The following is a 23,083-nucleotide window of genomic DNA, read 5'->3' on the forward strand; positions in this document are numbered from 1 at the left end:
TTGTCCGCAACTTAATGAACCCAGCCTGCTCTCATCCCGGCTGAGCCGGGGCACTCGTCCCGGGGCATGTCGGCTCTCGATTTGTCGTTGCCGCATGTTAGCTCATGCTCTCTATCATGGTATATTGACATCAATATAGCATTGGCTACGTTTCCCTGAAACAGGCTGAGGAATGCAATAATGGACACTGTGTCGGTACAGACGCTGTCTGAACGTACGGATGCGCACATACGCGAGGTGTTGGGCGGTCGGCGCCGAGGCGTGCGCTCGATGCTGCTTTTCGCGGGGCCGGCGGTGATCGCTTCGATCGCCTATATGGATCCCGGCAACTTCGCGACGAACATCCAGGCGGGCTCGGGCTACGGCTATTCGCTGCTGTGGGTCGTGCTGATGGCGAACCTGATCGCCATGTTGTTCCAGGCGCTTTCGGCCAAGCTCGGCATCGTCACCGGCCGCAACCTCGCCGAGATGTGCCGCGACGAATTCTCGACGCCGGTTCGCTATGCGATGTGGGCGGTCAGCGAGGTGGCGGCGATGGCCACCGACCTGGCGGAATTCCTCGGCGGTGCGATCGGCCTGGCGCTGCTCTTTCAGATGCCTCTGATTGCCGGCATGGCAGTCACTGCGATCGTGACCTACGGCGTGTTGCTGTTCGAGGGGCGCGGTTTCCGGCCGATAGAGCTCATCATCGGCGCGCTCGTCGCAACCATCGGCCTTTGCTACGTGGCCGAGATGGTCATCGCGCCTGTTGCTTGGGGGGAGGCTGCCGTCGGCATGGTCCTGCCGAAAATGCCGGATGCAGCAGCACTGACGATTTCGGTCGGCATCATCGGCGCGACAGTTATGCCGCACGCCCTCTATCTCCATTCCGGCCTGATGCAGAACAGAGTCCGCGCGCGCGACGACAGCGAGCGGCGTACATTGGTGCGCTTCTCGAACTGGGAATGCATCATCGCGCTTACGGTTGCCGGTGCGGTCAACATGGCCATGGTCATCATGGCTGCTGCCGCCTTCCATGCCGGTCATCCCGACGTTGCCGAGATCGAGACTGCCTATCATTCGCTCACGCCGCTGCTTGGCGGGGCGGCAGCCAGCTTCTTCCTCATCTCGCTGATGGCCTCGGGCATTTCATCGTCCGCAGTCGGCACCATGGCCGGACAGATGATCATGCAGGGCTTCGTCGGTTTCCACATCCCGATCTGGGTGCGCCGCATGGTGACGATGCTGCCGGCATTCGCTGTGGTGCTGATGGGGGTGAACACCACGGATGCACTGGTCTACAGCCAGGTCGTTCTATCTTTCGCGCTGCCAATTCCGATGATCACGCTCGTGATGTTCACGCGCAACCGGGCCATCATGGGCAACTTCGCCAACGGCCGGCTTACCGACATCGTGGCGATCATCGGAACGATCATCATCCTGTTCCTGAACGTCTTTCTGCTTCTCGACACGTTCGGCATTCCGATCCCCGGGCTTGGCTAGCGGCTGGCTTGAAACGGGAGGCGGGGTTTCATAGCGGGGCTGAATTAGTTATGGTCGAGGTTTAACTTTAGACTGACTCTCGGCTACGCGAAGGTGCCCCGCCTCAATGAAATCTCGAACTTCCCAAGCTAGCCGTTCGTCCCCGACCGAAGTCGAGACCCAAGCCGAGGCTTTCCAGAAAAGTCGCGATGCGCGGCGGACCGAGCTGATGGAAGATTATGTCGAGCTGATCGCTGATCTGATCGAGCATTCGGGTGAGGCGCGCCAGACGGATATCGCGCAGCGTCTCGGTGTCACCCAGCCGACAGTCGCCAAGATGCTCAAGCGCCTCGCCGAGGAGAACCTGGTCACGCAGCGCCCTTATCGGGGCGTGTTCCTGACCGAGGAAGGCCAGCGGCTGGCGGCCGCTGCGCGGCGCAGGCACGAGATCGTCGAGGCTCTTCTTTGTCGCCTTGGCGTAGACCCCGACACCGCAAGAAACGATGCCGAGGGTATTGAGCATCACGTCAGCGAAAAGACGCTGGAGGCGTTCGAGCGGTTTTTGAAGAACGGCTGACATATCTCGGCATGCCGCCGGAGATAAGCCGTTCGGGGATTGCCGCAGGGAGGTCCGCGGGATCGATATTCTACTTTGGCTGGGTTTTGTACGCTTCCACGGTCGTTGGCCGCTTGAGGCTCTGCAGCGACGCCACAGGCGCTCCGGCGATACCGCCCATAACGGCGCGGGCAAGCTCCGCGCCCGCCAGACGCACATCCTCGTTCACCACATAGAGTTGCGGCCGCAAGAGATGCAGCAGCCGTGACGACTGTTTTGAGACGATGTCGAGGTCGGTGCCGATGCTGAGGCCGGCATCCTCGACGCCAGCCACCAATGCAAAGGCAGCGGCGCTGGCGCCGGAGACGATGCCATCCGGCCTGAGGGGGCGTCGCATCAGCTCTGTGGTGCGCGCGCGGATGTGCTCGATCGAATGGTCGACGGTGGCGGCCGGGAAAGGCACCTCGCTCAGGCCACAGTCGACCAGAGCGTCGGCGAAGCCGTTGCGCATATGGTGGTAGTAGCTGAGATTGGCGGGCGGAGCGAGCAGCGCCAGGCGGCGCCGGCCCAGCGCAGCCAGCTTCCTCACCGCTTCGGCGGCGAAGGCGTAATTATCGAAGTCGTGATAGGGGTGCTCGATCCCCATTTCGGTTCGGCCATGGGTCGCGAACGGGAAGCCGCGCTCGGTCATGTAGCGCACGCGCTTGTCGTCGGGCTCGGTGCGCGAAATGATGATGCCGTCGGCGGAGGCCGTCTCCACTATGTAGCGCACCGGCTCGAGTGGATCGTTGTTGCGCGAGTAGGGCGTGACGATGAGGTGATAGGGCGTGGGTGCGAGCGCCTCCGAAATGCCGTAGATCATGTCGGACACGAAACCGCCAACCTGCTCCTCGGTGTCGAGCACCAGTGAGATGACGTTGGTCTTGCCGGTGCGCAGGCGCACGCCGGCGCGGTTGGGCCGATACCCGATCTGCTTGGCGACCAGTTGCACGCGACGACGCGTCTCGGCGCCGATCTCGGGTGCATCCTTGAGCGCACGAGAGACAGTGGTGACGCCGAGCCCCGTCATGAACGCAAGCGTCTTCAGCGTTGGCCTGCCTGCCTCCGCTTGCTCAAATCCTTCGGATCTTTCGTCTTTGTCCATTCCCCATCCGCCCGGCAGGCGCATAGCAGCCCCGAAACGCGCCCGCAATTGCCGACTAGCCCTGCATCGCCGCATTTCGGGATCGTTTTATTCTGAAACGTTATAGATTGCGAGAAGATCTGTGGTTCTGCGATTGGCGGGTGAGGGACTGCCATGACGTAATCCGTGGGCTGTTGTGTTGAATATTGCAGTGCATCAGGTTCTTGTGCGTTCGCGAAGGCACGTTGCGGAGCAAAATGGCTCGCGGGCCGATTTTATTCGGCACGCGACAAAATGCCGCCTTCGGGCTTGCGCGGGTGCGGCAATTACCGTATCGAAAATCTGTAACGTTTCAGATTCTGGGAGGAACCGAAATGCTATACAGAAGCGTCACCGCCGTTTTGGCGGCGGCCGCCGCAGCCTGCGCTTTCACTGGCGTGGCGGCAGCGACGGATCTGGAAGTCACGCATTGGTGGACGTCGGGCGGCGAGGCGGCGGCGGTAGGGGAGTTCGCCAAGGCCTTCGACGCCACGGGCAATCGCTGGGTCGACGGCGCCATCGCCGGTTCGGGCGGCACGGCACGGCCAATCATGATCAGCCGCATCACCGGCGGCGACCCGATGGGCGCCACCCAGTTTAATCACGGCCGCCAGGCGGAAGAGTTGATCCAGGCCGGCCTGATGCGCGATCTCACCGATATCGCCACGAAGGAGAAGTGGACCGAGATCGTGCGGCCGAAGAGCCTGCTCGACAGCTGCACGGTTGACGGCAAGATCTATTGCGTGCCGGTCAATATTCATTCCTGGCAGTGGCTCTGGCTGTCCAACGACGCCTTCGCCAAGGCCGGCGTGCCTGTGCCAAAGACGTGGGATGAGTATGTTGCGGCAGCTCCCGCACTGGAGAAGGCGGGTATCGTGCCGCTCGCGGTCGGCGGCCAGCCGTGGCAGGCGGCCGGCGCCTTCGACGTGCTGATGGCGGCTGTAGGCGGCACCGACGCCTTCCTGAAAGTCTATAAGGACAAGGATAAGGACTTCGCCGCAGGTCCCGAAATCGCCAAGGTGTTCAAGGCGGCTGACGATGCCCGCAAGATGGCCAAGAACACCAACGTGCAGGACTGGAACCAGGCCACCAATATGGTCATTACCGGTAAGGCCGGCGGCCAGATTATGGGTGACTGGGCGCAGGGCGAGTTCCAGGTGGCGGGCCAGGTGGCCGGCAAGGACTACACCTGTCTGCCCGGCCTCGGCGTCAATCCCGTCATCGCCACGGGCGGCGACGCCTTCTACTTCCCGCTGCTGAAGGATCCGGAAAAGGCCAAGGCGCAGGAAGTACTGGCGGAAACGCTGCTCAACCCGCAGACGCAAGTCGCCTTCAATCTCAAGAAGGGCTCGCTGCCGGTGCGCGGTGACGTCGATCTCAACGCGGCCAACGACTGCATGAAGAAGGGCCTCGACATCCTGGCCAAGGGCGACGTCATTCCGTGGACGGACCAGCTGCTTTCCCAGGACAGTCAGAAGCAGAAGGAGGATCTCTTCTCCGAGTTCTTCGCCAAGCAGGACATGAGCATCGAAGACGCGCAAAAGCGCTTCGCCGACATCATCGCTTCCGCTGACTGAGGCAGTCTGCCCTCCCGTTTCCGGAAGGGTCGCGAACGAGGCGAGCGGGGTGGAGGGAGAGCGGCACCGCGTCCTCCACCCCGTCTTGATCATCTCGTTTCGCGCGAGGTTCTCGCCGATCCTCCCATCAAAGGGGGAGGCTACGGTGTGGTCGTCCGCCGCGTGAATGCGCGTCAGCATATCGATGAGAGAAGCCCGATGAGCGAAAGCCAGACACGGCCTCCCAGCAGGCTCCTGCGTAATCTCAACGCCAAGATCGCCTCGATCCCGATGATCCTGACGGCCGTGGTGGTCTTCGCTGGCGGCACAGCATGGACGGTGCTCTACTCCTTCACCAACTCCAAACTCCTTCCCCGGCTGAACTTCGTCGGTCTCGACCAGTACACCCGGCTATGGGCGGCGCCGCGCTGGCTGGTCTCGATCGAGAACCTGCTGATCTACGGCGTGCTGTCACTGATATTCTCGCTCGTGGTCGGTTTCGTGCTGGCGGCGCTGCTCGACCAGAAAATCCGCTTCGAAAACACCTTCCGCACCATCTTCCTTTATCCCTTCGCGCTCTCTTTCATTGTGACCGGATTGGTATGGCAATGGCTGCTCAACCCGGAACACGGCATCCAGAGCGTCGTGCGCGGCCTCGGGTGGACGAGCTTCAGCTTCGATCCGCTCTACAATTCCGAGATCGTCATCTACGGCATCCTGATCGCCGCGCTCTGGCAGGGCACGGGGCTGGTCATGTGCCTGATGCTCGCGGGCTTGCGCGGCATCGACGAAGATATCTGGAAGGCCGCGCGCGTCGACGGCATCCCGATGTGGAGAACGTATCTGTTCATCGTCATCCCGATGATGCGGCCGGTCTTCGTCACCACGCTCGTCATCATCGCGTCTGGCATCGTCAAGGTCTATGATTTGGTGGTCGCCCAGACCAGCGGAGGGCCTGGCATCGCCTCGGAAGTGCCGGCCAAATATGTCTACGACTACATGTTTTTTGCGCAGAACCTCGGCCAGGGCTTTGCGGCGTCCACCATGATGCTGCTCTCGGTCGTCATCGTGATCGTGCCGTGGGCTTATCTCGAGTTCGGGCGGAGGCGCAGGGCATGAACATTGCCACCAAGTCCCCCACCATTGCTGCCGATGCTGACGGCGATACCGGGCCGCGCGGGCCGAAACCCAAGCGCACGCTCTCGCGCCGCAACATAATCGTCTATGGCACGCTGCTGGTGGCGGCGATCTACTACCTGCTGCCGCTCTACGTGATGATCGTGACCTCGCTCAAAGGGATGCCGGAGATCCGGCTCGGCAACATCTTTTCGCCGCCGCTCGAGATCACCTTCGAGCCCTGGATTAAGGCGTGGTCCAGTGCCTGCACCGGGCTCAACTGCGATGGGCTTTCGCGTGGTTTCTGGAACTCGGTACGCATCACCGTGCCGTCGGTGGTCCTGTCAATCGCCATTGCCTCGGTGAACGGCTATGCGCTCGCCAACTGGCGCTTCAAGGGCTCCGAGTTCTTCTTCACCATCCTGATCGTCGGCGCCTTCATCCCCTATCAGGTGATGCTCTATCCGATCGTCATCATCCTGCGCGAGATCGGTCTCTACGGCAGCCTCAGCGGGTTGGTGATTGTGCACTCCATCTTCGGCATGCCGATCCTGACCCTGCTGTTCCGCAACTATTTCACCTCAATGCCGGAGGAGCTGTTCAAGGCCGCGCGCGTGGATGGCGCGGGCTTCTGGGGCATCTACCTGCGCATCATGCTACCGATGTCGCTGCCGATCTTCGTGGTGGCGGTCATCATCCAGATCACCGGCATCTGGAACGATTTTCTGTTTGGCGTCGTCTATACGCGCCCCGAAACTTACCCGATGACGGTGCAGCTCAACAACATCGTCAACTCGGTGCAGGGGGTGAAAGAATACAATGTCAACATGGCAGCCACTCTCATCACCGGGCTGGTGCCGCTGATCGTTTACTTCGTTTCCGGAAAACTGTTCGTGCGCGGCATCGCCGCGGGCGCGGTGAAAGGATGAGCGCATGAGGGTCGAACGAGCCATCAACGCAAGCGTCTCCGTGCGGGATCTCTCGCTCAACTTCGGCGCCGTGCAGGTGCTGCAAGCGCTCAATCTCGACATCGCCGAAGGGGAGTTCGTGGTGCTGCTCGGGCCATCGGGCTGCGGCAAGTCCACCTTGCTCAACTGCATCGCCGGGCTGCTGGACATCACGGACGGGCGGATATTCATCAAGGGCCGGAACGTGACCTGGGAGGAGCCCAAGGACCGCGGCATCGGCATGGTGTTCCAGTCCTATGCGCTCTATCCGCAGATGAGCGTGGAAAAAAACCTTTCCTTCGGGCTGCGCGTCGCTCGCCTGCCGAAGGATGAGATAGCGCAGCGCATAGCGCGCGCGGCGGAAATCCTGCAGATCGAGCAGCTGCTTCAGCGCAAACCCGCAGCACTCTCGGGCGGCCAGCGCCAGCGCGTGGCGATCGGCCGGGCACTGGTGCGTGATGTCGACGTTTTTCTGTTCGACGAGCCGCTGTCGAACCTCGACGCCAAGTTGAGATCGGAACTGCGAGTCGAGATCAAGCTTTTGCACCGGCGGCTGCAGAACACGATGATCTACGTCACCCACGACCAGATCGAGGCGATGACGCTCGCCGACCGCATCGCCGTGATGAGGGGCGGGGTCATCCAGCAGTTCGACGCGCCACAGGCCATCTACAACAGGCCGGTCAATCGCTTCGTCGCCGGCTTTCTCGGCTCGCCCGCCATGAATTTCCTGGAAGGGCAGGTCGAGAAGGACGGGCCGTATTTGCGCTTCGCCGCAGACGGTCTCTCGGTGCCGCTCTCCACCTATGCCTTCGCGGATGGCGCCCCTCCTGCGCCAGGAGCGGCCGCGCTCGGCATCCGGCCCGAACATGTGAGCTTGAACAGCGGCGACGGTTGGCCTTTCTCGGCGCAGGCGGTCGTTGAAGTTGTCGAGCCGATGGGCTCAGACACGCTGGTGTGGCTGAAGCTCGCCGGCCAGAAATTCTCCGTGCGGATGTCTTCGGAGCGCGCACCGCAAGCCGGCGACCAGGTCACCATCGGCTTCGATCCGATGCGCGCCTCGCTGTTCGATGCCGCCGGAGACCGCCTTTGAAGATTTCCCCCCCAAGCAAATGGACGGACAGGATGAACTGGTCATTCCAACTTTACAGCGCTCGCAACTTCCTTCCCTGGGACAAGGTGCTGAAAATGCTCTCGACGACCGGCTACAAGGAGGTCGAGGGTTTTGGCGCGGTCTATGACGATCCGAAGGCTTTTCGCGCCGAACTCGACAAGAACGGGCTTTCGATGCCGACGGCGCATTTTTCCATCGATGCGCTGGAGACCGATTTCGAGGGTGTGCGGCGCACGGCAGAAGCGCTTGGCGTCAACCAACTGGTCTGTCCCTATCTCGGGGCTGACGCGCGACCGACGGACGTCGCCGGCTGGCGAGGTTTCGGTGAGCGCCTGGCCAAGGTGGGCGAGCGGGCGAAGGCGGCGGGGTACGGCTTTGCCTGGCACAACCATGATTTCGAGTTCGCGCCGCTTGCCGACGGCTCTGTGCCGCAGGAGCACATCCTTTCCACCGCACCTGATATCGGCTGGGAGATCGACGTGGCCTGGATAGTGCGCGGCGGCGCCGATCCGCTGCTCTGGATCGGCCGGCATGGGAATCGCATCGTGGCCGTGCACGTCAAGGATATCGCTATGCAGGGCGAGGGGCTTGACGAGGACGGCTGGTCCGACGTCGGCCATGGCACCATCGACTGGGCGGGGCTGATCAAGACGTTGCGGGAAAAGACGTCGGCAAAGCACTTCATCATGGAACAGGACAATCCAAACGATGTCGAGCGCTTCGCGCGCCGCTCGATCGCTGCGGTCAAGGCTCATTGAGGGGAAGGAATATGGCAAGAAAACTTGGGGTCGGCGTCATCGGCTGCGGCAACATCTCGGCGGCCTATTTCAGGCTGGCGCCGCTGTTTCGCGGTATTGAGATGCGCGCCTGCGCCGACATCAACATCAAGGCGGCCAAGGCACGGGCGAAGGAATTTTCGCTGCGCGCCGAGACGGTAGAGGACCTGCTCAAGGCCGACGACATCGACATCGCCGTGAACCTCACCGTACCGGCGGTACACTACGAAGTGTCCAAGGCCATTCTTGACGCTGGCAAGCATGTCTATTCGGAAAAGCCGTTCGTGCTTTCGGTCAAGGAGGGGCTCGACCTGAAAAAGCGGGCCGAGAAGAAGGGGCTGCGCATCGGGTCGGCACCTGACACCTTCCTCGGCGGAGCGCACCAGCTTGCGCGACACCTGATCGACGACGGCAAGGTGGGCAGGGTCACGAGCGGCACCTGCTTCGTGATGAGCCACGGAATGGAGCACTGGCACCCCAATCCCGACTTCTTCTTCCAGCCGGGCGCCGGGCCGGTGCTCGACATCGGGCCGTACTACGTCACCAATCTCATCCAGCTCGTCGGGCCGGTCAGGCAGGTGGCGGCTGTCGCCACAATGCCTGCCACGGAGCGGACTATCCTGTCGAAACCTCGGGCGGGCGAAAAAATCCCGGTAAACACGCCCACCACCATCCACGCGATCCTGGAGTTCACAAGCGGAGCGGTGGTGACGCTGAACACGAGCTGGGATGTTTGGGTGCATGCCCATCAGCCAATGGAGCTCTATGGCGAAGCGGGCACTTTGTTCGTGCCGGACCCGAATTTCTTCGGCGGTGAGCTCAGCTACACCAACGGCGGCAAGGCGGTGAAGAAGCTGCCCAAGTGGGAGCATCCGTTCGGCATCGAGAACGAGAAGCACTCGCACGGCATGATGGCCAATTACCGCACCGCGGGGCTCGCCGACATGGCGCTCGCCATCCTCGAAGACCGACCGCATCGTTGCTCGATGGAGATGGCGCTGCATGCGGTGGAGGTGATGACCGGAATCCTGAAATCAGGCGAGACCGGCAAATTTGTCGCGATGCAGACGACCTGCGAGCGGCCGGCCGCCTTGGGCGTGAAGGAGGCGAGGGCGCTGCTGGCGAAGCGAGGATAGCTTTTTGAGTAAGTGGTCGGTTCAGGCCATCGGCAGGCGTCGATGGTCGACCATACACGGCTGCGTTGCGGCATACCCCCGGGTGGATCTTACCCGTCAGCGTGCGGAAAGCCGTTCTAGGCAATCTCTGTCAAAGCTGCCGATAGTCCGGGCGTGCAGGCAAGCACGGGTTGGCCCGATTCCCAGTTGCCGGTCAGCAGGAAGTCTGTGCTGAAGCCGCTGGCTTCTTGAACAAGCAATAGCCCGGCAAGCACGTCCCAGGCGAAAAGATGCGCCTCGATGAAACCATCGACGCGTCCGGCTGCGACGTGGGCAAGGCCGCGCGCCGCCGACCCGAACTGGACAAAATCGCAGCCGGCATCGAGCAGGCGCGCGAGCAATGCGACATAATCCGGCAGCGGCGCCTTGCGAGAGTAGCCGGCGTCGACCGTTGCCTCCGCAAGCTGAGTGGTCTTGCTCACCCCGAGTGGAGTGCCGTTGCAGAAAGCGCCGCGCCCGCGCCGCGCGGCAAACATCTCGTCCGCGGCAGGATCGAACACGACGCCGATCTGCGTCACGCCATCGACGCAAACAGCGATGGAAATCGCGAAGCAGGCGATGCCGCGGGCGAAATTGCCGGTGCCGTCGATCGGGTCGATCACCCATGTCGTGCCGGAAATGGCGCCAGCCGTTTCCTCGGTCAGGATGCCGTCTTCGGGAAAATTCTCCGCGATCTTCGTGCGGATCAGGGCGTCGACGGCATGGTCGGCGGCGGTGACGAGATCGCGCAAACCCTTTTGCGAAATGCTGAGATCGCGGCTGCGAAAATAGCGCATGGCAAGCCGTCCGGCCTCGCGCGCCATGGACAGCGCGAAAGCAAAGCGTCGGGCTAGCGGATCGTCATTCGTCGTGCCCGTATCGGCAACGAGGCGAGGGGTCATGCCCGTGCCCTCCAGCCTGTCTGCGCAGGCAGGCCGCCGAGCGCCAGCGAAATCCGGTTGGCATGATCTATCAGCGTTTGCGCCAAGGCCGGCACGGCCGCATTGGGCAGCAACTGCTTGAGCGTGGTGACGCTGATGGCACCGACCGTCGCGCCATTGTGGCCAAAGACGCCCGCGGCAATGCAGATCACGCCTTCGTGGTCCTCCTCGTCGTCGATCGCATAATGCTTGGCGACGACGGTATCGAGGGCGGCATCCAGGGCCGGAAGCGTGCTTAGTGTTTTGGGGGTGCGAGTCGGCGTGCCGATGCGTTCGAGCAGTTCAAGCGCCTCGCTGCGAGGCATGGCGGCCAAAAAGATCTTTCCGACTGCCGAACAATGCGGGCGCTCCCGTCGACCAAGCGCCGAATCCAGGCGGATTGCGTCGGGCGCATCGGCGCGGCCGACAACCACGGCCGCATCTTCGTCCCAGATGGCAACGCGCGAAGTGATGCCGGTCGTCTGCGTGAGCTGGCGCAGAACGGGCATCGCGACATCGGCAATGCCGGTGCCCGACAAAGCCAGATCGCCCAGCCGCACAAGGGCCAGCCCCAGCCGATAGCGCTTGCCGAGACCCTCGCCGACGTCCGTGACGATACCGCGCGCCTTGAGCGTGAGAAGCGTGCCATAGGCCGCCGCCTTCGTGATCCCGACTTCCTGCGCAAGGTCGGTCAGGCGTGCGCCGCCTTTTCCGGCCACCGCGATTTTCTCGAGAATGTCCAGCGCGCGGCCGACGCTTTGAACGCGATAGCGATCTTCGATCATTTCCAACAATTCCTGGCAGGTGTCATCACGCGGTCACGCAGCAATATTAAACGCTGTTTTGTAATATTAAACAATAGCTCCGAAGCGTAGTTTTTTGGCGACCTGCCGGAGCCAGGATCGGGCATCTGAGGGGACCATGCACTTGAAAGTTTTTTGGCCGGGCGGAGTGTCTTCGTCAGCCGAGCGCGAAGCCGCGACCGACTGGCAGTCGCGTGATGGCCGCTAGCGCAACTCATTCCCGGCTCGCCTGGATCGGTCTCGCGCCGTTCCTGATCTTTGTCGCGGCCTTCGAGATCCTGCCGGTGCTTACCCTGTTGCGCTCCAGCGTGACGGGCGAGCATGGCCTTACCCTCGGCAATTTTGGTCGTGCGATGACGCCGGCGATGCTGACGGCCTTCTCTAACAGCCTACAGTTGGCCCTGGCGACGGCGATTGGCGGAACCGTATTCGGCACCATCGTCGCCTATGCGATTGCCACGTCCTCAAGCACGACTGCCAGGCATGCGTTGACTGCGCTTGCCAATGTCACGGCAAATTTCGGCGGGGCGCCGCTTGCCTTCGCCTTCGTCATCACGCTCGGCTCGACGGGTTTCGTCACGCTGCTGCTGAGCTATCTGGGAATTCACCTCTATCCCGACTTCCGGATCTATTCGATCACGGGGCTCGGCATCGCCTATCTCTATTTCCAGATGCCGCTGGCTATCCTGCTGGTCATGCCCGCATTGCTGGCGCTGCGGCCGGAGTGGCGGGAGGCCGCGGCCATCCTCGGCGCCACGACGGTCCAGTATTGGATGCGCGTGGGCTTGCCGATCCTTGCGCCGGCGATGCTGGCGAGCTTCTTCCTGCTGTTCGCCAATGCCTTCGGTGCCTATGCCACCGCGTGGACGCTGACCGGGTCCAACGTCAATCTGGTGCCCGTACAGATCGCAGCGCTGGTGCGCGGCGAGGTGATTCTCGATCCTGCTTTAGCCGATGCGCTGGCGGTGCTTTCCCTTTTCGTCATGGGCGGCTGCCTGGCCGCCTACCAGCATTTTGCCCGCCGCATGAGGCGCACGAAATGAGCGCCGGCCTTCCGACATGGCGAGCCCCGGTCATCGGCGGTTTCGTGGCGTTCATGACCGTACCGGTCGTGGCGACGGCGCTGTTTTCCCTTGCCACGCGCTGGGACCGCACGCTCTGGCCCGAAGGTTTTACGCTGGCCTGGTGGGCCAGGGTGACATCGCGCTCGGCGTTCACCGATACGCTGCTGAATTCGTTCTGGGTGGCTGCGATCTCCGTGCTGGTATCGCTGGCGATAGTGGTGCCTGCGGCCTATCTCGCCCACACCAGGCTTCCCCGCGCAAAGCCCTGGCTCGAACTCTTTTCGATCGTGCCGTTTTCGCTGCCTGGGGTCGTTCTGGCGCTCGGCCTTATCCGCCTCTATTCGAAACTGCCCCTGCCGCTGGTCAATACGCCTAATATCCTCATTGCGGCCTATGTCATCGTCGCATTGCCGTTCATGTACCGGGCGGTGATGACGACGCTGGAGAGCGTCGACACGCGCCTATTAATCGAGGCAGCGCAAAGCCTTGGCGCCGGGCCGCTCCAGATCTTCGGATGGGTCATAGTGCCCAACATCGCTGTCGGCATCGTCAACGGCAGCCTGCTGGTCTTTTCCGCGGTGTTCGCCGAGTTCGTGCTGGCCAACCTGCTGATCGGCACCCGGCTCAAGACGTTTCCGATCTACCTCGTCGAGTTCACGCGCTCGGATGCGCGCCAGGCCAGCGCGCTCGCGCTGATGAGTTTCATCATCGCGTGGGTCATCTCGCTGGCCATTCTCTGGACGGCGACAAAGCCGCGCAAGCCGCAAAAGGGCGGCAGCCACGGCTGAGCGCGATCACGGACATGCCTCCGCGGGCGGGAGCGGAGTGCATCGGAATGGGCCCGCATTTGGAGAAACACGATGAACGTCAAACTCACTGCCGCGCTGCTGGCCGGCGCCGTCGCTTTCCAGGTCCTTCCGGCGAAGGCCGAGGACACGCTGGCCGCCGCGAAAGCCGAGGGACAATATGTCAGCTATGGCATGTCGGACGACTGGGTGAATCTCGGCACGATCTTCGAGGCCATCGAGACGAAAAACGGCCTCAAGCACGTCGACACCGACATGACCTCGGCCGAGCAGATCACGCACCTTCTGGCCGAAAAGGATGCTCCAGTGATGGATATCGCCGACATCGGCTACGACTTCACGGGCCGCCTGCTCGAGAATGGCCTTGCCGCCAGCTACAAGAATGCCTCCTGGGACAGCATCAAGGAGCAGTACAAAGACCCCGAGGGCCGCTGGGCCTCGTCCTACTGGGGCGCCATCGCCTTCCTGGTCAACAAGGACAAGGTGAAGGATCTTCCCCAGGCGTGGAACGACCTGCTGAAGCCCGATTACAAGGACATGGTCTGCAGCCGCGACCCGCGCATCTCCACCTACGCCACCGCCTCGGTGCTCGCTGCCGCCTACGCGAATGGGGGCGGCGAGGGCAATGTGCAGCCCGGCCTCGATTGGTTCAAGCAGCTGCGCGACAGCGGCAACCTGCGCAACGGCGTAGTGCTGAACGTTGCTTCCGTACAGAAGGGCGAATGCCCGATCTCGCTGGTCTACGACTTCGACGGCTTTGCCAAGCGTGACGCGACCGGCCTGCCGCTGGAAGTCATCATTCCGACCGACGGCACCGTTGGTATGCTGTTTGCCCAGTACATCAGCTCGGTTGCTCCGCATCCGAATGCCGCTCGCGTCGCGATCGATTTCCTGTTCTCCGACGAAGGCCAGACGCTGCTTGCCGAGGGCTATGCCCATCCGACCCGCGACGTCACCCTGCCTGATGCGGTGAAGGCCAAGATGCTGTCGGCAAGCGCCTATGAGAAGGTTCGCTTTCCGACCAATCTCGAGAGCTTCTCCGGCGCGGTGAAGGCCATTGCTGAAGGCTGGGACAAGGTCGCCAACGCCAACTAAGTGCGGATAGGCCGAGCCCGCCAGCGCAAGCAGCGGGCTCGGCGACACTGCAACGAGTTTCCGATGCGCCCGACAGCGAGGGCCGGGGGAGGACAGGGCCACGCCGGTGCCGTCGCCACATTCTTGCCCGCTTGCGGACACAATCGGTTAACAGACCGATAAACAATTATCTCGTAAAAGACGGGTTGGGGCGGAATGCACCGATATTTTTGACGGCATTCCTATTGTGTATTGCGTAAGGCTCGTCAGGGGTAACCAATAATGCTGATTTTGGCGCGCAGGCATCTTCGCCGCGCTTCCACCGTCGCCGTTTTTGCGGTGTCAGCTGCATTCCTGGCCGCCTGTGCCTCACCCACGCCGAAAGTCTCCGGGAAAAAGCGTCCCAAGGAATATTTCGCGGAGTCGGAATATGGCGTGAAGGCCAGCCCCCGCGTCACCAACAAGCTTTCCAACCTGCCGCGCGGCGGCGGACGAGACCAGCTTGGCCAGCCCTATATGGTGCGCGGCAAAATGTATTATCCAAAGGAAGACAAGAAATATAAGGCGGTTGGGCTGGCCTCCTGGTACGGCGATGCGTTTCATGGTCGCCTCACCGCCAATGGCGAGATCTACGACCAGACCCATCTGACGGCGGCGCATCCGACCATGCCGCTGCCGAGTTACGCCCGCGTGACCAACACGGAAACCGGAACCTCGGTCATCGTGCGGGTCAATGATCGTGGCCCATATTCCGACGGTCGCGTCATCGACCTGTCCAGGCGTGCCGCGGAAATGCTGGATTACATGCATGGCGGCACCGCCAATGTGAAGGTCGAATATGTCGGTCGTGCTCCGCTTGAGGGCAATGACGATCAGTTCCTGCTGGCCTCCTATCGCCCGGGAAACAAGGTTTTCGATCCGTCTGACGGCCTGCCGACCGGCGTGATGGTCGCCATGAACGGCCCGACTCCGAGCGCGAAGCCCGCAACGCGCGCCCCGGCTTTCGCCCCGACGATGACCGACGCTCCGCCAAATGTCCCGTTCGGCGAGACGGTCGCTTTCAGCAATATCGTGCTGCCTGAGTTCGGTCCGATCGTTCCGCAGCGCCCGACGGAAGGCCGACTGCCTTTTCAGATGGCCAGCATGTCCTATGCTGACGAGCGCGTAACCAGCGCAGCGGCAGCCTTCGCGGCTATCGACTCCGGTCGGATGTCGGCGGCGGATGTGGCCCATTCCTGGAAGCGGCTGAACCCGAATTTCTCGCCCGCGGAGATGACGGAAGCCTACATCGCCGTCGGAACATATGAGAGCAAGGCGCAGGCAAGCCACATCGCCAAATCGCTCTCGGCGGTCGGAAAGGTCAAAATCGAGACGTCGACCGTCCGCGGCAGCAAGGTCTATGCGGTGAACCTCTTTGCCGATGGTCACGCCTCGCTCGACGACATGCTCGAAAAGGCCTGGGCCAGCGGTGCTGCAGACGCCATGACGGTTCGAAACTGACCGGATGCTGTCGCAAGACGGAAGAAGGTACTGCCCAGGATGACTTGATCCGTTGCCCGATAGCCTATCTTATTGTCTATCTAGCAACGTTTCGAACCGGACTGGGTCACATGCAGTCTCTTAGGCCGTTCTCTTTCGTCGCGTTTTTGGCGCTCGCCACTGCTCTGGCCCTTGCTGCGCCTGCGCGGGCGCAATTGTTCGAAACCAAGGCCAAGGAAGCCTTTATGATCGATGCCGACACCGGCACGATCCTCTATTCGAAGAATGCGGATGAGCCCATTCCGCCAGCCTCGCTCGCCAAGCTTATGACGATGGAGGTTCTGTTCAACGCGCTCAAATCCGGCCGTTACAAGCTCGACGACACTTTTGCGGTCAGCGAGAATGCCTGGCGCAACGGCGGCGCCGGTTCAGGCGGCTCCACCATGTTCGCCGCGTTGAAATCGAACATTCGAATCGAGGATCTGGTTCAGGCCATTGCCGTCCAGTCGGCCAATGACGGCTGCATCATCGTTGCGGAGGGGATGGCGGGCACCGAAGAAAACTTTGCCCAGTTGATGACCGACCGGGCGAGGGAACTCGGACTGACCAAATCTGTATTCAAGAACTCGACCGGTCTGCCTGCCGATGGCGAGGTCGTCACCGCGCGGGAACTCGTGGATCTGTCGATGCATATCTGGCGCGAATATCCGGAGTACTACAAATATTTCGCCGAGAAGGATTTTACCTGGAACAAGATCACCCAGCGTAATCGTAATCCGCTATTGAACATGGATATCGGGGCAGACGGTCTGAAAACCGGCTACACCAAGGAATCGGGTTATGCCATCGTCGGTTCGATCAGCCGTGACGGAAGGCGGATTTTTGCGGCGCTGAGCGGTATGGCCAGCGATCGCGAGCGCTCCGAGGAGTCCCGCAAGTTGCTCGATTGGGGCATGCGCTCGTTCCAGAAAACGGAACTTTTCGGCGATGGCGAGGTCGTCACGGCGGCCAGCGTCTATGGTGGGGCCAAGTCCACTGTCCCCCTGAAGGCCAAGGGACCGATCTCGGTTCTCGTGCCGATCACCAATCGCGATCGCCTGACGGCGCGCGTCGTGTATGACGGCCCGATCATGGCGCCGGTGGAGGAGGGCACCCAGATCGGCACGCTGCGAATCTCGGTCGGCGATACGTTGAGCCAGGAAACGCCGCTTTACGCTGCCGAGACTATTGGCGTTGGCACGCTGCAGCAGCGCGCGATGGATGCGGCCGGCGAATTGCTGATCGGTTGGCTGCGCTAAGCGCGTGAAAGTGGACCTTTGCCCTCGATCGGCATAAGACACTCCTGTCGGCGATGAAATACTGCCGGCCGGAGTGAGGAAGACTGGATTGACGCGCGGGCTTTTCATCAGTTTCGAAGGCGGCGAGGGCGCCGGAAAGTCAACGCAGATCAAGCGATTGGCGGATAAACTGCGTGCAAAAGGTTATGGGTTGACGGTCACGCGCGAGCCCGGTGGCTCGCAAGGGGCGGAAGCCGTTCGCCACGTCATTCTGTCCGGCGCTGCGGAGCCCTTCGGACCGAAAATGGAAGCACTGCTTTTCGCGGCAGCCCGATCCGATCATGTCGAGCAAGTGATCCGCCCGGCGGTCGAGCGCGGCGATATCGTGCTGTGCGATCGCTTCGTCGATTCCTGGCGCGTTTACCAGGGCGGGGCCGGGAACATCGACCCGGTCTTCATGGCGGTGATTGAGCGCGTTTCGGTCAACGGCATGATGCCCGACCTGACCTTGATCTTCGATATCGATCCCGCCGTGGGCCTGCGGCGCGCGACTGCTCGCAGGGGCAACGAGGTTGCAGACCGCTTCGAGCGGGAAACGCTGGCAATTCACGAGGCGCGGCGCGCGGCATTCCTGGAAATTGCGCGTAACGATCCGGAGCGCTGCGTAGTCATCGACGCAGCACAGGAGCCCGATGCGGTCGAAGATGCGGTGACGAGAGCAGTCTTCTCTGTGATCGAACGAAAGTTCGCGCCCTCTCGCAACGAGGCGCAGGAGGCATGATGTTCGAACGCATCGCACCCGAGCAGCATGACACGCTGGACGGTGTGCCTGAACCATCCGAAAACCCGTTCCTCGTAGGCCATGAAGAGGCCGCCGGCGTGATCGCGGCCGCCTATCGCGCTGGCAAGCTGCCGCATGCCTTGCTGGTGGCCGGGCCGCAGGGGATTGGCAAGGCAACGCTGGCCTTCCACCTGGCCTACCATCTGCTCAAGAACCCGGTGCATCAAAACGCGCCTGCGACGTTCACGACACCCGATCCGGCGTCGCCCTTGTTCCGGCAGATCGCCATGGGCGCGCATCCGGCGATCCTGCATCTGACGCGGCCGCTGAACGACAAGACCAAGTCTTTCAAGACGGTGCTGACGGTCGATGAGATCCGCAAGGTCAACCGTTTCCTCTCAATGACCTCGCATGACGGCGGCTATCGGGTGGTCATCGTCGACCCCGCCGACGACATGAACACCAATGCGGCCAACGCGCTTCTCAAGAATCTCGAGGAGCCGCCCGCAAAGACGATCTTCATCCTCATCACCCATTCGCCGGGCAGCTTGTTGCCGACCATCCGTTCGCGTTGCCAGATCATCCGGCTGTCGCCGCTCGATCCCCGCAGCCTGATGCAGGCGCTGGACAATGCGGATTCGCCGGCTCCCGAAGGCGCCGAGGCGCGCGCTGCGCTCGCGGAGCGGGCAGGGGGCAGCGCCCGCAATGCCATTATCCTCACGCAGTATGGCGGTCTCGAGATCGCCGAGGCGATCGACGGTCTCCTTGCCGCGCCACGGCTTGATGTGGCGGCGGCTTACAAACTTGCCGAGGTGGTCGGCGGGCGCGACCAGGCGATACAGTTCGACATATTCAACCGCCACGTGCTCGATCTTCTGTCCAATGGGGCGAGTGCGGCCGCGCTTGCCGCTGAGCTTTCGCGGGCCAAAATCTTGTCCGACACTTGGCAGGAAGCAATGAAGACTATATCTGAGACCGAAACCTACAATCTTGATCGCAAGCAGCACGTATTGACGATGATCGACCGCCTTTATGCCGTAATGCGAATGTGATGCTCCGGCTGGGCGCGGGATGGCAAAGGTCGTCCCGATGCGTTATCTGACGCGACATCCTTCCATTTCGACATATTTGACGGCGCACCCATGTCACGCGAAAAATTCTACATCACCACCGCGATTGCCTATCCGAATGGTAAGCCGCATATCGGCCATGCCTATGAGCTGATCGCCACCGACGCCTTGGCTCGCTTCCAGCGCCTCGACGGCAAGGACGTGTTCTTCCTGACCGGTACGGACGAGCACGGCATCAAGATGCTGCAGACCGCGCGCAAGGAAGGCATCACGACGCGCGAGCTCGCCGATCGCAACACGGCCGAGTTCGAGCGCATGGCCGCGGCGCTGAATGCGTCGAACGACGATTTCATCCGCACCACGGAAAAGCGCCACTACGAATCTTCCCAGGCGATCTGGAAGGCGATGGCCGCCAATGGCGACATCTACAAGGGCGGCTATGCCGGGTGGTACTCCGTGCGCGACGAGGCCTATTACGGCGAGGAGGAGACCGAGGTTCGCCCCGACGGCATCCGCTATGGCCCGCAGGGCACGCCCGTCGACTGGGTCGAGGAGGAAAGCTATTTCTTCCGCCTCTCGGCCTATCAGGACCGTCTGCTCGAGCTCTATGAAAAGCATCCCGGCTTCATCGGCCCGAACGAGCGCCGCAACGAGATCGTCAGCTTCGTGAAATCGGGGCTGAAGGATCTTTCGATTTCGCGCACGACCTTCGACTGGGGCATTCCGGTTCCCGGCGATGAAAAGCATGTGATGTATGTCTGGGTCGACGCGCTGACCAATTACATCACGGCTGTCGGCCATCCCGATACGAGCTCCGACCGCTGGCATTACTGGCCTGCCGACGTTCACGTGATCGGCAAGGACATCACGCGCTTCCACTCGGTCTACTGGCCGGCGTTCCTCATGTCGGCAGGCATCGAGTTGCCGAAGCGCGTTTTCAGCCATGGCTTCGTGTTCAACCGCGGCGAGAAGATGTCGAAGTCGGTTGGCAACGTCATCGATCCGTTCGCGCTGGTTTCGCACTACGGGCTCGACCAGGTTCGTTATTTCCTTCTGCGAGAAGTGCCCTTCGGCCAGGACGGCAATTACAGCCACGAAGCGATCGTCAACCGCACCAATGCGGATCTCGCCAACGACCTCGGCAACCTTGCCCAGCGCTCGCTATCGATGATCGCAAAGAATGTGGGCGGCGTGGTTCCGGCGCGCGGCGAGCTGACGGATGCCGACAAGGCCATTCTGGACCAGGCAACCGCAGCGCTCGTCATCGCCCGCAAGGCAATGACCGACCAGGCGATCCATCAGGCTCTTGCGGCGATCTTTGCGGTGGTGGCCGAGGCTAACCGCTATTTCGCGGGACAGGAGCCCTGGGCGCTCAAGAAGACCGACCCGGCGCGCATGGAGACCGTTCTCCACACCACGGCCGAAACGGTTCGCCGCGTTGCGCTCATGTGCCAGCCTTACATTCCGCAGTCGGCGGCAAAGCTGCTTGACCTCTTGGCAGTGCCTGCGGACGAGCGCGGCTTCGACCGCGTCGCGGAGGAGCATGCACTGGTTTCCGGTACGGCTCTGCCGGCACCCGAGCCGGTCTTCCCGCGCTACGTCGAAGCGGCTGCGGCCGAGGCCTGAGGTTAGCCGGCATGCTGGTCGACAGTCATTGCCATCTCGATTTCCCGGATTTCGCCGAGGAGCGTGACGACATCGTCGCGCGCGCCTTGGCGGCCGGGGTCGAGCGTATGGTCACCATCTCGACGCGGGTGAAGAAGTTCCCCTCAATCCTGGCGATCGCCGAGGCCTACGAAGCGGTTTACTGCTCTGTCGGTACGCATCCGCACAATGCGGGCGAAGAAATCGACGTGACGGCCGATGAGCTGATAAGACTTGCGGCGCACCCGAAGGTGGTGGCGATCGGCGAGGCCGGTCTCGATTACTTCTATGACAAGGCGCCGCGCGACGCCCAGGCACAGAGCTTCCGTCATCATATTGCGGCTGCGCGCGAGACCGGCCTGCCGCTGGTGATCCATTCGCGCGACGCGGACGACGACATGGCGGCAATCCTCGAGGAAGAGAGCGGGAAGGGGGCTTTCCCCTTCATCCTGCATTGCTTTTCCTCCGGGCCTGCCCTTGCGGAAACCGGTATCAAGCTCGGTGGATATGTCTCGTTCTCGGGTATCCTGACGTTCAAGAAATCCGAGGAACTGCGCGAAATCGCAGCCCGTGTCCCGCACGACAAGCTGCTCGTCGAAACCGACTCGCCCTACCTCGCGCCGGTTCCGTTTCGCGGCAAGCGCAACGAGCCTGCCTTGGTCGTGCACACAGCCAAGGTTCTGGGCGAAACGCTCGGTCTAAGCGCCGACGAGATCGGAACGCTCACGACCGACAATTTCTTCCGCCTGTTCAAAAAGATGCCACGGCCGACAGTGCAAGGCGCCTGACAGATGACCGATCTCCTGCGCCTCACGATCCTTGGCTGCGGCTCCTCGCCGGGAGTGCCAAGGATCACCGGCGACTGGGGCAATTGCGACCCGACGAACCCGAGGAACCGGCGTCGTCGGGCGGCTGCCATGGTGGAACGGGTTTCGGCCAACGGCACGACACGTGTGGTGATCGACACCGGGCCGGATTTTCGCGATCAAATGCTGATGGCGGGCGTGCAGCGCATCGATGCAGTTGTCTACACGCATCCGCACGCCGACCACATCCATGGCATCGATGACCTGCGTGGCTTTGTGCTTGAGCAGAAACAGCTCATCGACATCCATGCCGACAAACCGACACTCGACCGCCTGCACGAGGCTTTCGGCTATTGCTTCAAGACGCCGCTCGGGAGCTCGTATCCGCCGATCGTGCGCGCGCATGAAATCGAGCATTCCGAGCCGGTGGTGATCGAAGGAGAGGGGGGTGCCCTCACTTTTCTGCCGCTGCCGCAGATCCATGGCGATATCATTTCGCTCGGCTTTCGGATCGGCCCGCTGGCCTATTGCTCGGACGTCAGTCATTTCCCGCCGTCTACGGCCGAGCTGATGAATGGCCTCGCCCTGCTTGTGATCGACGCATTGCAATACCGTCCGCATCCGAGCCACCTTTCACTGGCCGAAGCTTTGGATTGGATCGAGCGTTTGGAGCCGAAGCGAGCGGTTCTGACTCATATGCACGTGCCGTTGGACTATGCGGCTGTCACGGCCGAGACGCCGGAGCATGTCGAGCCGGCCTGGGACGGAATGGTTATAGAAATACCTTTTAGATCAATGTGAAAGCATCAGGAACTCACCATGGGCGGCAGTATCGATCGCGTCACTGAAGCCGCAGCCGCGGCAGGCCTGCAGATCGAGATCGTCCGTATGGGAGCTTCGACACGAACCGCCGAGGAAGCGGCGGCACAGTGTGGCTGCACGGTGGCGCAGATCGTAAAATCCCTTATTTTTCAAGGCGAAAGCAGCGGAAAGCTCTATCTATTTCTCGTCTCGGGCCCCAATCAACTGGATCTCGCCAAGGCTGGCGAATTGGTATCGGAATCGCTGAAACGCGCGGACCCGCGCCATATCCGTGGCGAGACCGGCTTTGCCATCGGCGGCGTATCGCCAATCGGTCATCTCATCGAGATCCCGGCTTTTGCGGACGAGACCTTGCTTTCGTTTGATACCGTCTGGGCGGCTGCCGGAGCGCATGACGCCGTGTTTGCAGCCGAGCCTCGGGCGCTTTTGTCGGCTGCGCGCGCCAAGGCCGTCGATCTCGCTGCGTGACAGCTTACGCAGCAGCGAGTTGCGCCCGACGGCGCAGGCCAGAAAGCGGGATCAACCTCACGCCAGCCATCTAGCGATCCATATAAGTTCCATAATCTATCTTATGCGACTTTAAAATGTAGCCGCAAAGTTAGAATGTCCTGAATCTGCAAAGTAAGAGTGTCACACTCCCCGCGTTTGATGGCGTGGGGGTTTGCGGATGGGACTGATTGCGATGAGCGAGCGTG

The 23,083-nt window shown here is 61.9% G+C and carries 22 protein-coding genes; 19 read left to right on the plus strand and 3 right to left on the minus strand.

Going from position 1 to position 23,083, the window contains the following annotated elements; all coding sequences use genetic code 11:
• The first annotated feature begins 180 nt into the window (after nt 1-180).
• Nucleotides 181-1,482, plus strand: coding sequence for an Nramp family divalent metal transporter (locus C7I85_RS03500; protein WP_106722530.1), 1,302 nt, complete (start codon nt 181-183; stop codon nt 1,480-1,482).
• A 106-nt stretch (nt 1,483-1,588) separates the two neighbouring features.
• Complete coding sequence (mntR, locus tag C7I85_RS03505; RefSeq protein ID WP_106722531.1) at nt 1,589-2,038, plus strand: manganese-binding transcriptional regulator MntR; 450 nt, start codon at nt 1,589-1,591, stop codon at nt 2,036-2,038.
• 70 nt (nt 2,039-2,108) lie between these two features.
• On the opposite strand, the gene C7I85_RS03510 is transcribed toward mntR, so the two are convergent.
• The gene (locus tag C7I85_RS03510) at nt 2,109-3,161 is read right to left on the minus strand and encodes a LacI family transcriptional regulator (RefSeq protein WP_106722532.1); all 1,053 of its coding nucleotides are present in this window, start codon (nt 3,159-3,161) and stop codon (nt 2,109-2,111) included.
• 353 nt (nt 3,162-3,514) lie between these two features.
• Between C7I85_RS03510 and C7I85_RS03515 the strand changes: the two genes are divergently transcribed.
• The 6 genes from C7I85_RS03515 (at nt 3,515) to C7I85_RS03540 (ending at nt 9,824) form a co-directional block, all read left to right on the plus strand.
• On the plus strand, nt 3,515-4,756 hold the full coding sequence (locus tag C7I85_RS03515) for an ABC transporter substrate-binding protein (RefSeq protein ID WP_106722533.1): 1,242 nt from the start codon (nt 3,515-3,517) through the stop codon (nt 4,754-4,756).
• 198 nt (nt 4,757-4,954) lie between these two features.
• On the plus strand, nt 4,955-5,854 hold the full coding sequence (locus tag C7I85_RS03520; protein WP_106722534.1) for a carbohydrate ABC transporter permease: 900 nt from the start codon (nt 4,955-4,957) through the stop codon (nt 5,852-5,854).
• Nucleotides 5,851-6,780, plus strand: a complete 930-nt coding sequence (locus tag C7I85_RS03525; protein ID WP_106722535.1) for a carbohydrate ABC transporter permease — start codon at nt 5,851-5,853, stop codon at nt 6,778-6,780. The genes C7I85_RS03520 and C7I85_RS03525 overlap by 4 nt, the downstream gene beginning before the upstream one ends.
• Nucleotides 6,781-6,784: 4 nt before the next feature.
• On the plus strand, nt 6,785-7,891 hold the full coding sequence (locus C7I85_RS03530; protein WP_106722536.1) for an ABC transporter ATP-binding protein: 1,107 nt from the start codon (nt 6,785-6,787) through the stop codon (nt 7,889-7,891).
• A 32-nt stretch (nt 7,892-7,923) separates the two neighbouring features.
• Complete coding sequence (locus tag C7I85_RS03535; protein ID WP_106722537.1) at nt 7,924-8,670, plus strand: sugar phosphate isomerase/epimerase family protein; 747 nt, start codon at nt 7,924-7,926, stop codon at nt 8,668-8,670.
• A gap of 11 nt (nt 8,671-8,681) precedes the next feature.
• Nucleotides 8,682-9,824: a Gfo/Idh/MocA family protein gene (locus C7I85_RS03540; protein WP_106722538.1), complete on the plus strand. Its 1,143-nt coding sequence runs from the start codon at nt 8,682-8,684 to the stop codon at nt 9,822-9,824.
• Between the two features lie 116 nt (nt 9,825-9,940).
• Here C7I85_RS03540 and C7I85_RS03545 read toward each other — a convergent pair whose 3' ends face one another.
• Both C7I85_RS03545 and C7I85_RS03550 read right to left on the minus strand, forming a co-directional pair.
• Nucleotides 9,941-10,744, minus strand: a complete 804-nt coding sequence (locus C7I85_RS03545; protein WP_106722539.1) for an inositol monophosphatase family protein — start codon at nt 10,742-10,744, stop codon at nt 9,941-9,943.
• Nucleotides 10,741-11,547, minus strand: a complete 807-nt coding sequence (locus C7I85_RS03550; RefSeq protein ID WP_106722540.1) for an IclR family transcriptional regulator — start codon at nt 11,545-11,547, stop codon at nt 10,741-10,743. The genes C7I85_RS03545 and C7I85_RS03550 overlap by 4 nt, the downstream gene beginning before the upstream one ends.
• Before the next feature lie 215 nt (nt 11,548-11,762).
• Here C7I85_RS03550 and C7I85_RS03555 point away from each other — a divergent pair, with 215 nt between their 5' ends.
• From C7I85_RS03555 to C7I85_RS03605, 11 genes are all read left to right on the plus strand, one after another.
• Nucleotides 11,763-12,608, plus strand: coding sequence for an ABC transporter permease (locus C7I85_RS03555; protein WP_106722541.1), 846 nt, complete (start codon nt 11,763-11,765; stop codon nt 12,606-12,608).
• Nucleotides 12,605-13,417 carry an ABC transporter permease gene (locus C7I85_RS03560; protein ID WP_106722542.1) on the plus strand — a complete coding sequence of 271 codons (813 nt, stop codon included), beginning with the start codon at nt 12,605-12,607 and terminating at the stop codon, nt 13,415-13,417. Before C7I85_RS03555 ends, C7I85_RS03560 begins: the two co-directional genes overlap by 4 nt.
• A gap of 72 nt (nt 13,418-13,489) precedes the next feature.
• The gene (locus C7I85_RS03565; protein ID WP_106722543.1) at nt 13,490-14,530 is read left to right on the plus strand and encodes an ABC transporter substrate-binding protein; all 1,041 of its coding nucleotides are present in this window, start codon (nt 13,490-13,492) and stop codon (nt 14,528-14,530) included.
• Between the two features lie 261 nt (nt 14,531-14,791).
• Complete coding sequence (locus C7I85_RS03570) at nt 14,792-16,009, plus strand: septal ring lytic transglycosylase RlpA family protein (protein WP_106722544.1); 1,218 nt, start codon at nt 14,792-14,794, stop codon at nt 16,007-16,009.
• A 110-nt stretch (nt 16,010-16,119) separates the two neighbouring features.
• On the plus strand, nt 16,120-17,286 hold the full coding sequence (locus C7I85_RS03575) for a D-alanyl-D-alanine carboxypeptidase family protein (protein WP_106722545.1): 1,167 nt from the start codon (nt 16,120-16,122) through the stop codon (nt 17,284-17,286).
• Between the two features lie 88 nt (nt 17,287-17,374).
• Entirely contained in the window at nt 17,375-18,046 is a 672-nt protein-coding gene (tmk, locus tag C7I85_RS03580) for a dTMP kinase (RefSeq protein ID WP_181257062.1), read from the plus strand.
• The gene (locus C7I85_RS03585; protein WP_106722547.1) at nt 18,043-19,098 is read left to right on the plus strand and encodes a DNA polymerase III subunit delta'; all 1,056 of its coding nucleotides are present in this window, start codon (nt 18,043-18,045) and stop codon (nt 19,096-19,098) included. The genes tmk and C7I85_RS03585 overlap by 4 nt, the downstream gene beginning before the upstream one ends.
• A 90-nt stretch (nt 19,099-19,188) precedes the next feature.
• Nucleotides 19,189-20,742, plus strand: coding sequence for a methionine--tRNA ligase (gene metG, locus C7I85_RS03590; RefSeq protein WP_106722548.1), 1,554 nt, complete (start codon nt 19,189-19,191; stop codon nt 20,740-20,742).
• 11 nt (nt 20,743-20,753) lie between these two features.
• A complete protein-coding gene (locus C7I85_RS03595; protein ID WP_106722549.1) occupies nt 20,754-21,548 on the plus strand; it encodes a TatD family hydrolase in 795 nt (264 codons plus the stop codon).
• Nucleotides 21,549-21,551: 3 nt separating this feature from the next.
• A complete protein-coding gene (locus tag C7I85_RS03600; RefSeq protein WP_106722550.1) occupies nt 21,552-22,367 on the plus strand; it encodes an MBL fold metallo-hydrolase in 816 nt (271 codons plus the stop codon).
• Nucleotides 22,368-22,385: 18 nt separating this feature from the next.
• Nucleotides 22,386-22,856 carry a YbaK/EbsC family protein gene (locus C7I85_RS03605; protein ID WP_106722551.1) on the plus strand — a complete coding sequence of 157 codons (471 nt, stop codon included), beginning with the start codon at nt 22,386-22,388 and terminating at the stop codon, nt 22,854-22,856.
• The last annotated feature ends 227 nt before the right edge of the window (nt 22,857-23,083 follow it).

Source organism: Pseudaminobacter soli (ex Li et al. 2025) (genome assembly GCF_003012705.1).
GTDB lineage: Bacteria > Pseudomonadota > Alphaproteobacteria > Rhizobiales > Rhizobiaceae > Pseudaminobacter > Pseudaminobacter soli.

Coding starts and splice junctions, on each gene's coding strand:
- C7I85_RS03500 (WP_106722530.1), top strand. CDS start 181: ATGGACACTGTGTCGGTACAGACGCTGTCTGAACGTACGGATGCGCAC.
- mntR (WP_106722531.1), top strand. CDS start 1,589: ATGAAATCTCGAACTTCCCAAGCTAGCCGTTCGTCCCCGACCGAAGTC.
- C7I85_RS03510 (WP_106722532.1), bottom strand. CDS start 3,161: ATGGACAAAGACGAAAGATCCGAAGGATTTGAGCAAGCGGAGGCAGGC.
- C7I85_RS03515 (WP_106722533.1), top strand. CDS start 3,515: ATGCTATACAGAAGCGTCACCGCCGTTTTGGCGGCGGCCGCCGCAGCC.
- C7I85_RS03520 (WP_106722534.1), top strand. CDS start 4,955: ATGAGCGAAAGCCAGACACGGCCTCCCAGCAGGCTCCTGCGTAATCTC.
- C7I85_RS03525 (WP_106722535.1), top strand. CDS start 5,851: ATGAACATTGCCACCAAGTCCCCCACCATTGCTGCCGATGCTGACGGC.
- C7I85_RS03530 (WP_106722536.1), top strand. CDS start 6,785: ATGAGGGTCGAACGAGCCATCAACGCAAGCGTCTCCGTGCGGGATCTC.
- C7I85_RS03535 (WP_106722537.1), top strand. CDS start 7,924: ATGAACTGGTCATTCCAACTTTACAGCGCTCGCAACTTCCTTCCCTGG.
- C7I85_RS03540 (WP_106722538.1), top strand. CDS start 8,682: ATGGCAAGAAAACTTGGGGTCGGCGTCATCGGCTGCGGCAACATCTCG.
- C7I85_RS03545 (WP_106722539.1), bottom strand. CDS start 10,744: ATGACCCCTCGCCTCGTTGCCGATACGGGCACGACGAATGACGATCCG.
- C7I85_RS03550 (WP_106722540.1), bottom strand. CDS start 11,547: ATGATCGAAGATCGCTATCGCGTTCAAAGCGTCGGCCGCGCGCTGGAC.
- C7I85_RS03555 (WP_106722541.1), top strand. CDS start 11,763: ATGGCCGCTAGCGCAACTCATTCCCGGCTCGCCTGGATCGGTCTCGCG.
- C7I85_RS03560 (WP_106722542.1), top strand. CDS start 12,605: ATGAGCGCCGGCCTTCCGACATGGCGAGCCCCGGTCATCGGCGGTTTC.
- C7I85_RS03565 (WP_106722543.1), top strand. CDS start 13,490: ATGAACGTCAAACTCACTGCCGCGCTGCTGGCCGGCGCCGTCGCTTTC.
- C7I85_RS03570 (WP_106722544.1), top strand. CDS start 14,792: ATGCTGATTTTGGCGCGCAGGCATCTTCGCCGCGCTTCCACCGTCGCC.
- C7I85_RS03575 (WP_106722545.1), top strand. CDS start 16,120: ATGCAGTCTCTTAGGCCGTTCTCTTTCGTCGCGTTTTTGGCGCTCGCC.
- C7I85_RS03585 (WP_106722547.1), top strand. CDS start 18,043: ATGATGTTCGAACGCATCGCACCCGAGCAGCATGACACGCTGGACGGT.
- metG (WP_106722548.1), top strand. CDS start 19,189: ATGTCACGCGAAAAATTCTACATCACCACCGCGATTGCCTATCCGAAT.
- C7I85_RS03595 (WP_106722549.1), top strand. CDS start 20,754: ATGCTGGTCGACAGTCATTGCCATCTCGATTTCCCGGATTTCGCCGAG.
- C7I85_RS03600 (WP_106722550.1), top strand. CDS start 21,552: ATGACCGATCTCCTGCGCCTCACGATCCTTGGCTGCGGCTCCTCGCCG.
- C7I85_RS03605 (WP_106722551.1), top strand. CDS start 22,386: ATGGGCGGCAGTATCGATCGCGTCACTGAAGCCGCAGCCGCGGCAGGC.